The sequence below is a fragment of the Wenyingzhuangia sp. IMCC45574 genome (genome assembly GCF_054182685.1).
Genome location: NZ_CM135169.1, coordinates 3,499,920 through 3,512,391, shown reverse-complemented (window position 1 = coordinate 3,512,391; position 12,472 = coordinate 3,499,920). Strand labels below are relative to the sequence as shown.

General features: G+C 31.1%; 14 protein-coding genes. 12 read left to right on the top strand and 2 right to left on the bottom strand.

What is annotated here, in order from left to right; translation table 11 throughout:
* Positions 1-57 precede the first annotated feature (57 nt).
* Together ACXHHC_RS15075 and recJ are read right to left on the bottom strand one after the other, a co-directional pair.
* Positions 58-714: a helix-turn-helix domain-containing protein gene (locus ACXHHC_RS15075; RefSeq protein WP_458227194.1), complete on the bottom strand. Its 657-nt coding sequence runs from the start codon at positions 712-714 to the stop codon at positions 58-60.
* Between the two features lie 231 nt (positions 715-945).
* Positions 946-2,664: a single-stranded-DNA-specific exonuclease RecJ gene (gene recJ / locus ACXHHC_RS15070; RefSeq protein ID WP_458227193.1), complete on the bottom strand. Its 1,719-nt coding sequence runs from the start codon at positions 2,662-2,664 to the stop codon at positions 946-948.
* Between the two features lie 110 nt (positions 2,665-2,774).
* On the opposite strand from recJ, the gene ACXHHC_RS15065 reads away from it, so the two are divergent.
* The 12 genes from ACXHHC_RS15065 to ACXHHC_RS15010 all read left to right on the top strand — a co-directional run bounded on the left by ACXHHC_RS15065 (position 2,775) and on the right by ACXHHC_RS15010 (position 12,195).
* Positions 2,775-2,936, top strand: coding sequence for a hypothetical protein (locus tag ACXHHC_RS15065; protein WP_458227192.1), 162 nt, complete (start codon positions 2,775-2,777; stop codon positions 2,934-2,936).
* On the top strand, positions 2,929-3,534 hold the full coding sequence (locus tag ACXHHC_RS15060) for a zeta toxin family protein (RefSeq protein ID WP_458227191.1): 606 nt from the start codon (positions 2,929-2,931) through the stop codon (positions 3,532-3,534). Before ACXHHC_RS15065 ends, ACXHHC_RS15060 begins: the two co-directional genes overlap by 8 nt.
* Before the next feature lie 79 nt (positions 3,535-3,613).
* Entirely contained in the window at positions 3,614-4,951 is a 1,338-nt protein-coding gene (locus ACXHHC_RS15055) for a MutS-related protein (protein ID WP_458227190.1), read from the top strand.
* A gap of 36 nt (positions 4,952-4,987) precedes the next feature.
* Positions 4,988-5,806, top strand: coding sequence for a DNA alkylation repair protein (locus ACXHHC_RS15050; protein WP_458227189.1), 819 nt, complete (start codon positions 4,988-4,990; stop codon positions 5,804-5,806).
* 54 nt (positions 5,807-5,860) lie between these two features.
* Entirely contained in the window at positions 5,861-6,133 is a 273-nt protein-coding gene (locus ACXHHC_RS15045) for a hypothetical protein (RefSeq protein WP_458227188.1), read from the top strand.
* A gap of 92 nt (positions 6,134-6,225) precedes the next feature.
* Positions 6,226-6,819, top strand: coding sequence for a hypothetical protein (locus tag ACXHHC_RS15040; RefSeq protein ID WP_458227187.1), 594 nt, complete (start codon positions 6,226-6,228; stop codon positions 6,817-6,819).
* 216 nt (positions 6,820-7,035) lie between these two features.
* On the top strand, positions 7,036-8,280 hold the full coding sequence (locus tag ACXHHC_RS15035) for a hypothetical protein (RefSeq protein WP_458227186.1): 1,245 nt from the start codon (positions 7,036-7,038) through the stop codon (positions 8,278-8,280).
* A 166-nt stretch (positions 8,281-8,446) separates the two neighbouring features.
* A complete protein-coding gene (locus ACXHHC_RS15030) occupies positions 8,447-9,130 on the top strand; it encodes a hypothetical protein (RefSeq protein WP_458227185.1) in 684 nt (227 codons plus the stop codon).
* Positions 9,131-9,188: 58 nt separating this feature from the next.
* The gene (locus ACXHHC_RS15025) at positions 9,189-10,097 is read left to right on the top strand and encodes a hypothetical protein (protein WP_458227184.1); all 909 of its coding nucleotides are present in this window, start codon (positions 9,189-9,191) and stop codon (positions 10,095-10,097) included.
* Positions 10,098-10,287: 190 nt separating this feature from the next.
* Positions 10,288-10,827, top strand: coding sequence for a cupin domain-containing protein (locus ACXHHC_RS15020; RefSeq protein ID WP_458227183.1), 540 nt, complete (start codon positions 10,288-10,290; stop codon positions 10,825-10,827).
* Positions 10,828-11,039: 212 nt separating this feature from the next.
* A complete protein-coding gene (locus ACXHHC_RS15015) occupies positions 11,040-11,621 on the top strand; it encodes a Crp/Fnr family transcriptional regulator (RefSeq protein ID WP_458227182.1) in 582 nt (193 codons plus the stop codon).
* A gap of 91 nt (positions 11,622-11,712) precedes the next feature.
* On the top strand, positions 11,713-12,195 hold the full coding sequence (locus tag ACXHHC_RS15010; protein WP_458227181.1) for a YybH family protein: 483 nt from the start codon (positions 11,713-11,715) through the stop codon (positions 12,193-12,195).
* The last annotated feature ends 277 nt before the right edge of the window (positions 12,196-12,472 follow it).

The following is a 12,472-nucleotide window of genomic DNA, read 5'->3' as shown; positions in this document are numbered from 1 at the left end:
CATAAACCACAAAGAAGTACAACTATTCCAGTGGTTTTCTTCCAAAGTCAACGTAACTTAAAAAATATAAATGCTTCTTTTTCTTTTATATAAAACCAGTAGTAATATCGAAGCTATAACTACAAGAAATAATCCAGGTTTAATGATAAAATGTACTGATTTATATATTGATGAAACTTTCATTCCAATGATATTTAAGAAGTAAAATAGTATAAAAGCATTTTGAAAAATCACATATCTTAGTTTGTTAAAAAGTAGCCCTAAAGAGTTAAATATAGTTAATACTCCCACAGATATTGCACAAACACTGACAAACCAATTATACATAGTTATTGGGATAAACTTCACAGATAGACTACCACTCCAACCATAAGTAGTCATTCTCATCTTTCCAAATATATCATGCATTTCACCGCTAGTAGTTTCAAACTGACACCACCCCATAAATGAACTTACTATAATTAACAAGGTTAATAAAACACTTGCAATCAAATACTTTTTATCTATTCCGTTTTCTTCTTCAACAAACACATCATCTTTCGTTATTTCCAACGCATCATAAATTAATGCCAATGTTTTAGGTCTAGCTTCTGATTCGTTGTTCTCAATTCGCTGAATTGTTCTTGAACTTACTTTTGCTAACTCTGCTAAATCTTCTTGAGAAATTCCTTTTTCTACTCTAATTTGTTTTAGTCTATCTCCTATTCTTTCCATGTGTATTTAATTATTTTTCTGAGGACAAAACTATTACTCGTTTCTAATTTTGATAGCGTTTTAAGCACGACATTTATACGACATTTGTAGGAAACCCTTATCTGTTCGGGTATTCTGAATTCTATTCAGAATGTATCGAGAACAACTTTGAGATTACACTTCCAAATCACTTCTCGATACTAATTCACTCCGCAACGCTACATAAATTAACTCGAAGTGACAGTATAATAACTAACCATTAAACCTCAAATCTTTTAACATTAGCTGCAAAGAAGTATAGCCATTCCAACAGTTTTCTTCTAAGGTAAAAGCAGCATCAAACGTTTCGGCTTCTTGGAGTGGCTCTAGTTTATCTCCCATTCCAAAACCAATGGCATTGTACGTTTTTTTATCTGCTCCATACACAATATTTAAACGCAAGTGCTCGGGTAAATCGCCTTCGTTTTCTACCTTCCCTATTCTTTTTCCATAGCCATTGTCTCGTAAACTAGTAGCTTTAAAAACAGGTTTCATATTGGCAGGACCAAAAGGAGCAAACTGTGCTAATATTCTATAAAATTTGGGAGTTAAATCCATCAAGTCTACCTCTGCAGCAATTGTTATTTCTGGAGTTTTTAACTCCTCTGGCAAGGTCTCTTTTACTACTTTCTCAAACGCACTTTTAAAGGCTTGGTAGTTTTCTGGTAAAAGTGTTAAACCTGCTGCATACTTATGCCCTCCAAACTGTTCTATATGTTCCGAACAAGCCTCTAGTGCATTGTACACATCAAACCCTTTTACAGAACGTGCAGATGCAGCCAACTTATCGCCACTCTGGGTAAAAACCAAGGTAGGTTTGTAATAGGTTTCTATCAATCTAGAAGCCACAATACCAATAACACCTTTATGCCAAGTTTTATGAAAAACAACCGTTGTACTGTTTTGTTCTTCGCAATTTTCTCTAATTTGTTGTAAAGCTTCATCGGTTATTTTTTTATCTAATTCTTTTCTATCTGCATTGTATTGATCTATTTCACGAGCATATTTTTGAGCCAACGAAAAATCGGTTTCTGTCATTAACTCCACAGCATGAATTCCTTGTTTCATTCGCCCAGCCGCATTGATTCTCGGAGCAATAATAAACACCACATCGGTAATGGTGAGTTCCTTTTTTTGCACCTGCTCCAAAATTGCCTTAATTCCTGGTCTTGGATTGGAGTTTATCACTTTGAGTCCATGAAAAGCCAAAATTCTGTTTTCACCATCCATGGGAACAATATCCGCAGCAATACTAATGGCTAAAATGTCTAAATACGGAACTAAATCCGAAAAAGGTTGCTCTTGTACTTGGGCAATGGCCTGAATGAGTTTAAACCCTACTCCACACCCCGACAACTCATCGTAAGGATAATTACAATCTTCTTGTTTGGGATCTAAAACTGCCACTGCATCGGGAACCGTAGCTCCAGGTCTGTGGTGATCGCAAATAATAAAATCTACTCCCTTTTCTTTGGCATATTCCACTTTTTCTATGGCTTTAATACCACAGTCCAAAGCAATAATTAAAGAAATATCATTGTCGGCAGCAAAATCAATTCCCTGATACGAAATTCCATAGCCTTCTTTGTATCTGTCTGGAATGTAAGTAACCACATTTGGGTACAAACTCAACAAATAGGTAGATAATAAAGCTACAGCTGTGGTTCCATCTACATCGTAATCTCCGTACACCATCATATTCTCGTCATTCTCTATGGCCTGAAAAATACGGCTTACCGCTTGCTCCATTCCTTTCATTAAAAAAGGATCGTGCAAGTCGTCTAAATTAGGTCTAAAGAAACTTTTGGCCTCATTAAAGGTTTCAATTCCTCTTTGCACCAACAATTGAGCAAGCACTTTGTCTACCCCTAAAGATTTAGACAAAGAATTTACAGATTCAGAATTGGGTAACGATTTGGAAATCCAACGCATAGCTTTTTAGCTTTGAAGTTACAGAAATAAAACAAACTTAAGAGAAATGTGTGTGATAGAGGAACGTATCAATAATAAAACTTGCAAAATAATTTTCGTATTTTTGTGATATGAGCACCAAAGAAGACATTCAAAATTATATTTCTAATTTAAAAGCTAAATTCGAACTTGAACTTCCAAAAGTTTCAGAGGAAATTAGTGTATATGAAAGAAAATTGGCTCAAGGTACACTAACTCCAAATCCAATCCCAGGTCCTCAATTTAATGAATAGGCCTAAGTTAACAATCATTGCAGGTTGTAATGGTTCTGGAAAATCTTCTTTTTCCAAATCTTTTACAAAAAATGATGTAACACCTTATGATTACGATAAGGTTTATAAGCAAAAATATCAATCACTTATTGAAACTGAATTTAGAGACCAAATGGCTCATAATTTGGCCCGTAAAGATTTAGAAAGCACTATTCAAAACCATCTAGAAAATAAATTAGACTTTTGTTACGAAACCAACTTTAACTCTACACCTTTGTTTTGGCCTGAAAAATTTAAAGCGAACAACTACCAAATAGAGATTGTTTTCTTTTGTTTAGACTCTCTAGAAAAAGCTAAAGAGAGAGTTCGAATTCGATTTGAAAATGGCGGGCATTTTGTTCCTGATAAAGAAGTAGAAAAAAGATATTTCTTAGGGTTTGAAAATTTGAATATGAATTGGGACTTTTTTGACATTATTAGTCTTTTTGAAACTAGCAGATATAATCATACTCCCGAACATTTAGTTACTATAGCAGAGAATCTTGTTTTTATGGAAAATGGATTTCCTAACTACCTTAAAACATACTTACCTAGACTTAAACAGATTCCTTGTATATAAGAGAGCTTATCTTATAATAAATACGCTTGTAAATCTTTTCGGAATAATTTTTGAATCTGAAACAACAAACAAGAAGGCTATGTATTTTGAACTCGATGAGCAAACCAAAAAAGATCTCAGTATTTTTCCCTCTAAAAACAATGCGATATCTGTATTTTCTATTTTTGACAAAACCAAAACTGGTGGCGGTAGTGATTGCTTGTTAAGAATGCTAAAAACACCTAGTAATGATCTTACATTTTTAGAAGAGAGAAAAAACAACATTCTTTTTACGCTTAATGCTTCAAAAAAACTCTACTTAGAATACAACCAACTTAACGATATTGAATTTTATTTAAGAATTGGAAGAGCTTCTTTACACGACAACTTTATTGATGCTTTGATTGAAAAAGTATCGTACCAATACAAACCCAATAGCGACTACTACAACATTCAGAACGGAATTTTACAACTCTATAAACTACATCTAGAAATAACACTTTTTTTAAAAGCAAATACCAACAATCAGCAAACTCCTTTTTATACTGATTTTCAAGAAAAAGCACTTAAACTTTCAGCTCTCCTAAAAAAGCATATCAAACTAACTAAAAAAGGGAAAATACACTACAGAAGCATTAGTAAATTAGATGTTATATTTAGAAAAAAGGAGAAAAATTTTATTCAAGAATTTTTAAACTCCATCTATCAAATAGACGTATTCAATTCGGTTTGTACTGTTATTAAAGAACATAAATTTACTCTACCAGAGTACACCCATCAAGAGCAGCCTACTATTAAAATGGAGGCTGTTTGGCATCCCTTTTTAGCAACTCCAAAGCCCAACAACTTAGAAATAGGTCATCAACATAAAAACGTAATTTTCCTTACAGGTTCTAATATGGCAGGGAAATCTACCTTTTTAAAATCTATAGGAATTGCTATGTATTTAGCACATATAGGTTTTCCTGTACCGGCTAAAAAAATGCAAACAACACTTCACAACTGCATTAGTACTTCTATTAATTTATCTGATGATATTACTTCTGGACAAAGCCATTATTACTCCGAAGTAATGCGAATTAAAGAAGTTGCCGAAACAGCATTAAAAAAAGGCAACTCTTTTGTGCTTTTTGACGAACTTTTTAAAGGAACTAATTTTAAAGATGCACTAGAAGCATCGCAAAGACTAATGAACCAATTTGCCCAACTAAAAAATAGCTTGTTTATTGTTTCTTCACATATTAGCGAAATTGCAGATTATCTAAACCCTAAAGAGGATTTTCTTTTTAATTGCTTTACCTCTAAAATTGTAGAAAACCAGCTTTCCTTTGATTATATTCTTAAAGAAGGAATTTCCAAAGAACGCATAGGACTACAAATTATTAAACAAGAAAAAATATTTGAATTGTTAGAAAATATAAAGACTATGAATTCTTAAGCTTTTTGTAGCTTTAAACATCTTACAACCCATACAATGAACCCAGAAATTCTTAACAGAAAAGGAGCTAGAAAAGCACAAGATATTCCTAATGAAGTTTTAGAACTTCTTAACCAAGGAAAAATTGAAACCGTAAATTTAACCGAATGGTTGGCCATTGACTTTGTTTTACTGATTGAAACTACTTTTCCCACAATAGGAGTTTCTAAAAACGCTATTGATAGACTTATTGTAGAGCTTAAAGCACAAAAGAAACCTACTACCATGAATAGCACCAAATTGGTAGGAAACTATTTGTATGAAACTTGTCAAGACACTCCTCAACTAGAAAATATATTAACACAGCTTAGCTGTCACACTTCAGATGCCATTCGTTGTTTTGCTCCTTATTTGATTGGTTTAAATTCTCAATTAACCATTAAAGAAAAACTGAACAAAGCCAAAGGAATTATTGCAGATAGCCATTTTGGGGTAAGAGAAGTAGTCTGGATGGCTTTACGTCCTGAAATAACCGAACACATAGAGGAAACTATTGAAATTCTAAGCACTTGGACAATCGATGCTGACGAAAACATACGACGTTTTACTACCGAAGCTACTCGTCCTAGAGGGGTTTGGTGCAAACATATTGATGTTCTAAAGGAACAACCAGCGTTAGCTCTACCTATTTTAGAACCTTTAAAAGCCGATACTTCTAAATATGTACAAGACAGTGTAGGAAACTGGTTAAACGATGCCAGCAAAACGCAACCTAATTTTGTAACTGACCTTTGTGCCACATGGGAAACAGCATCTCCTACCAAAGAAACCGCTAAAATTATAAAACGAGGGATGAGGAGTATTGAGAAAAAATAACTTATTTGTTTTCTATGATAAATTGAAATACATTTAGTTAAAAATTGAAAAGCTATGTTAGCAGGATTATCGCAAGGGAATGCCATGGTAAAATCTGTAGAAAGCAACAGAGGGCAATTAAGAAACCGAAAATTTCTGAACACAGATTCTAAGGATTTAAAACTTAAGGAAAACGAACTTAAATTCAACGAATTTACCGCAGAAGAACGCAAAGCTTTTGAAGAAAAACGATTGCTAAATAAAAAACGTACGCAAAGGAACACATACATTGTATATGGAGCTTTTGGCATCCTTTTTATTGTGTTTATTTATCTATTTAACTATTAATAAAAAGCTTAAAAAGGTAAGGTTATCAAAGGATTTCAATGAATAAGCTTACTTTTACAATGCTTATAACGAGTTATCACCAATATGAATAAATGGACTTAAGCAACATAAATACTGAGGAACGAAGAAAGCTTGAGTTAGATTTTTTATCTAAAGCTGAATTTGAAAAAGTTGAATTGGCTTCAACAAATGAAGAAAACTATTTCCGAGCTGAACTGGAAAAGAATTTCGCAGGAATCGAGATAATTAAATTGAAAATCAAACCCTATAACGATACTTTATGGGGAAGCATGGGAATGCAACAGTTCACTCAGAAGTTTTTAAATAATTCTAATCTGAAAGCAGAAATTACGGAGATTCTTCCTTTCGAAAATGAATATGAATTAAAAAATGAAGTTAGAGTTGGCGGAAATCTATTCAATTTGCTCGGTGACCTATGTGGAATAATTAAACAAGGTGGATGTTATGGCAGTGGATCAGACCTGAAAAACGAAGAAATTTTACGGATTGTAAAGAACTTTATTGATCAAAATCTCAAAGAAGGTTATAAAATGTATCACTACATCAAAATCAATGAACCATGGGCAAAATGGTTTGGACATAACCCAATTTATTCATTGACCTATCTACTGATTAACATTTATAGAGATGAGATGCTCATGATTTGTATTGTAGATGATGATTAAAAAGGTGATAACACGGTATATAGCAAATAGGGCGTGCGGTGGTTTACGAAAATTCAGTGCTATTTACCAACACCGCCAAATCGTTGATTTGGCTTTTAAGAAATGAAAAAGTTAAAAACAAAATACAACGCTTTGGCTAAGTGCAAACTTGAAAGTTTATCGCTTTCTACTGCCCTACTTGCTATATACTAAACGTTAGCACTAATTATAAAAAATATGAAAGAAGAAAAAGATTCAGAGAATGAAAAAGTTTATAACGTTGAATCAATTTATAATACATTTTTTGAAAACCTAAATAGTGTTAAGCTTTACTTTAATAAATTTGGAAACCTAGCTTCTGGTGAAGATGAATCTATAAAAGAAAAATCCAAAGAATTTTTTGACCTTGCTTTAGCTGAAACTAAAGAGGAAATGGAAAGTATCAAAAAGGAGAAAGGAGAATTAGAAAATGACTCTTTGTCAAAAGAAGAAGTCGAAATATATCTTACCAAATTTGCAAGGAAGTTAAAAAAACAACCTAATATATCACCTAGAAACTATGACATTCTTTCTCGTAGTTCTTTTTTAATGTTAAATAACTATTTTGAATATTTAATAGCTGATCTACTTAGTTACTATTATAATAAATATAAGAATTCACTTAATGAAAAAGAGTTCAAATTTACTTTAAAAGAACTTAATGAATTCGATAGTATCGAAGAGGCCACAAAGGATCTAATTATAAAAGAAGTAGAGAGTTTAATTATTGATAAGTCTTTTAATGAGCTTTTAGAACATTTTGAGGACAAATTATCCATCTCACTTGAAAAACAATTGATTAAATGGGATGAAATAATAGAAGTCAGAGAAAGAAGACACTTGATTGTCCATAATTCTTCCGTAGTTAACAAAAAATATATTTTAAGAACGAAAAACCCTTACGATTATAAAATTGGAGATATAGTTCATATCGACAAGGATTATTTTTTTAAATCTTGGTTACAATTTAAATTAGCTGGTCAATTGCTAATATTTAATTGTTGGGGGAATTGGGATAAAGACAATATTGATAATGCTATTTATGAAATAATGATTCAAACTTTCGAAGACATAAACTCCAAAAACTATGACTTGGTTTGTAAAACTTGCAAATATTCTGATCAAATAGACCCAAAAAATGAACAACAAGAAGATATAATACTTAGAATAAAAATTAACAACGCTATTTCATTAAAGAAACAGAATAAAACAAATGAGTTAAAGCAAGTTTTGAAAACAATAAAGGTCGGAACAGCAACACCTCTTTTTAAAATAGCTCATAATATATTAAATGATAAATACGATGATTTAGAGGAGCTTTTTAACCAATCGGTTGTTGTTGATGATCTGAATATTGATTGGTATCTTGAATGGCCTATTTTTGATTTTGTGAGAGATAAAAGCGAATTGCATCAAAAATTAATTAAAACATTCCAAAATTAAAACTAGTGCTAACATCAAATAAGCTAAATTTTGGGATTTGTTCTTGGCTTAAAGCTCACTATTTTAAACAAGCTTTGTCATGGCGGATAGGTTCCTTGCTTGTTAAGCGCAAAACCAACTTATGTAAACCCGTTCTACTACTTGCTCACTGACTCACAAAAAAGCTATGAATAATCTTGAAATTTTACTTCTTGAATATGAAAAAAAATGTACGGTAATTGAGAGTGAACTGAATGAAAGCATCAAGGAAAATGACTTCTTAACTGCTGATTCTCTTCAAAAAATATTAGTCTACAACAAACAAAAGTTAAGAACTTTAAAAAACTTGAAAAATCCAGCATATTCGAAAATTGAATCACTTGAATTCTGGAATAATAATCTGAGAAGAATAAATACTGAAAGTGAAGAATTCCCTCCTTATAATTTTGAAAGTAATTTAAAGGAAATCGCTCTAAATGAAAGTAAAATAAAAGAACTTAAAAAAATAAAAAGTGAAAATGATGATAGTGATGAATTATTGAATTTTATTCATCAAATCATTGAAAAACAAATTAGACAATTTTCTATTCAGATCGAAAATGAATTTGAAACTAAAGTTCTTAGAAAAAAATCTTCATTGAATATTGAAATTAAGCGTTTAGATAATTTTTCATTGAAAGGAACAATCCGAGAAGAAACATATAAAGAGCTTGAAACGTTAGAATTTAAACTGGAAAATGAAAATTTAGCTATTAAAAAAATAGAAATGAAAGAGGTTAACGCTCTTAAAATTCTTGAACTTATCTCGTGTGTGAATTACGATATATTTCAGTGCTATGGAGAAAAAACAGCAACCATAAGAATAACTTAGAAACTAAAAAAAGTAGATAGGCAACAACAAATAAATTCTACGCAATTTGACCACACTAATGAAAATCATAATTTCGATATTAACTTTTTTACTTCTTTGCCCGTGTAACGGACAAACTGTTTATGAATTAAATAAAGCGGAATTAGAACATTGTCATACTTGCAAACCGAAAGACAAAAATCAGAATCCAAATCCTGAATGGGTTGTAAACGACTTATCACGATTCAAAGAAATGGTTAATCCTATATCGGATTTAAAACCGACCATTTCTGATTATCTAAAAGTGTATCCAGAATTATTAAAGAGAGTTAGAAATACATCAAGTAATACTATTGAATTATTAGATGAATTAAAGTTAATATCTCACGATTTTTATGGTGGATATACAAATTTTAACTTAACAATTCTAACCTATAAAAACAACATCTTATATTCAAAATTGTGGTTTGAAGTTGAAGAAGATGTATTTGAAAACATCTACTTAAAAGAAATAACAATTCCATTAACTTGTAGTGGAGCAAATATGGAATATTATAAGGTTCATGAGAAGAATTTAGCCGAATACGTAAAAAAATATCCAAACTTCACATTAGAGGTTGACATTGACAAATATACACCTGACGAACTGAACGCATATTATAATATGAATCAAGTTGAGAATAATTTCGGGCCTTTTCAAGTTGATAAAGACTATGTTCATTTAGCAAATGAATTTATCAAACCTCTTTTGAAACAAAAGAAATATAACATTTTAGAAAAAATATTGTTTGGAGTTAATCCAGTTGGTAGAATTTATTCATATACAGCATTAAAAATAGCAATAAAAGAGGGTTACAAACCTAATTCCAAAATAATTAAACAAATGGAAAAGGTAAAAGAAAACGGACTGAAATTTAAAATCAGATTTAACTCATCACATAGTGAAAAAACCGATTTTGACTTTACCGATAAATTAAATTTTGAATAAAAACTGCGTAGAATACAGTTTATAATTTATAGCTAGTACTCGCCTACTTACGAAAATCCTCGCGGATTTTCTATTCGGTTTGTATTTACTAATTTAGTTGCTAAAACAAGCAACAATACATATACCAAACTATTATAGTGCATTTGAAAAAAAGATATGCTGAAAATAATCCGAATAACATTTTAATTTTATGAGTCAAAAAAAGATTGAGTTTTCTAATTCAATAATCAAAGACCGCATAGAAATACTAAATAATTCAAATCAAAAATTGATATTTCGAACATTTTTAGAGCCTAATGGAGGACAGAATCAACTACATTACCACTCTAAAATATCTGAAACTTTCCGAATTATTCAAGGCGAATTAAACATTGTAATAAATAATCATGAAAAAAAAATGATTGCGGGAGATGAGTATTCTATTCCTCCTTACACTAATCATATGTTTTTCAACAAATCTAATAAGGAAGTAATATTTGATGTAGAAATTCTAAACTGTCCAAAAATGATTAATGCACTACAAATTATGTATGGACTAGTTAATGATAGAAAAACAAATAGACAAGGGCTTCCTAAGAATATTTTTCACACAGCAATCGGGTTAAAAATGATGGATGCGTTTTCACCAAAAGTCCCTCACTATATTCAAAAAGCAGGTATTTCTATTTTCGCATTTTTTGGTAAAATAATTGGAATAGAAAAAATGTTACTTAAAAAGTACTGTACATAAAAATTACTCCCCACAACACTATTTAAAAACATAGGGCCGTCTAAATTTGTTCAAAAAGGTTTGGGCTTATCCGCTATGTCGTCAAATATAAAGTTGGGCATTTAGGGTTGAGAAGATAAATGCAAAATATTTATATTTGGCTTAGTTGTAAATGTAAAGTTAGAGCTAACCGTATACTCACCCTTATAGGTAATCTTGACCCGTCCTAAAATATGAATACTGAACCAATCATAAATTACTTTTCTAACATACTACCTATTAATAGTGAAGAAATAGATGCTCTAAAAGAAGTATTTAAAGAACGTAAAGTTAAACGAAGACAATTTATTCTTCAAGAAGGAGATGTATGCAAACTAAACACATTTGTGGTTCAAGGTTGTTTCAGAATGTATTTTGTTGATGAAAAGGGTAAAGAACACAACATCCAATTTGCTGTGGAAAATTGGTGGATTGGTGATATCGAAAGTTTTCATTCTGAAGAGCCTAGTAGATTATATATAGAGGCCATTGAAAATTCAATAATCCTTCAAATAAGAAAACAAGACCAACTGGATTTATTTGTTAACTACCCTAAATTCAATCGTATTTTTAGAGTCTTTACCGAAAATGCTTTGATAACTTACCAAAGACGTGTTTTACAAAATATTAGTTCGACTGCCGAAGAGCGCTATCTTGATTTTATAAAGCGTTATCCATACTTCATCAATCGTATTTCTAATGTTCAAATTGCTTCTTTCCTAGGAATTACTCCAGAATTTTTAAGTACTCTTCGCAAGAAATTAGTAAAATCTTAATCTATATTAAGATGCTTTCTTAAAGTACCTTATGGGTACATCTTTCCATTTCATTTCATCTTTGTAGTGTTAATAATCAATACTACAAACAATGAAACAATTAGCAATTATTTTATTTGCAATAACCGTTTTAAGCTCTTGTCAAGACAAAGAGAAATCAGAGAATTTAATTAAAAACACAGAAACAATGGAAAAATTAGCAAAACAAGAAATTGAAAGTTTATTAATGATCTATAAAGAGACATTAAACACATCTAACGCAGAAAAAGCAACTTCTCTGTATACAAAAGATGGAATTTTTATGCCAACTGGAGCCCCTTCAGCAATAGGCTCTGAAAGCATTCTAAAATCCTATGAATTTGTGTTTTCTCAAATACAATTAAACATCGAATTCTTTATTGAAGAAATTGAAGTAGAAGGGAATATGGCTTTTGCAGTAACAAGCTCTAAAGGGACTGTTAAAATACATGCTAATGGTGTTGAAGCACCAGAAGCTAACAGAGAACTCTTCGTTTTAGAAAAAGTAGGTGGCGAATGGAAAATTGCTCGCTACATGTTCAATAAAACAAAATAACAAAAATAGTAATCGCATGAGTAGTATCATTATTAGCTTTTTAGACAATCTAAAAGACAAAGCTATTTGTGATGAATTTGATGTAGTTGTAGATTTAGAATTTTAATAGGAAAAAAGACGACCTACAACAACACATCTAAAAAACAGCAGTTAAGAGCTAAATAAAAGTTTAGTTATTAACTGCTTTTTTTGTTTTTAACTGAACATGGCACAGATAAATCTGCTACTTTTCATACACGAAGCATTACCTTACCCTAGTAATCGTTAATCCCTTTCT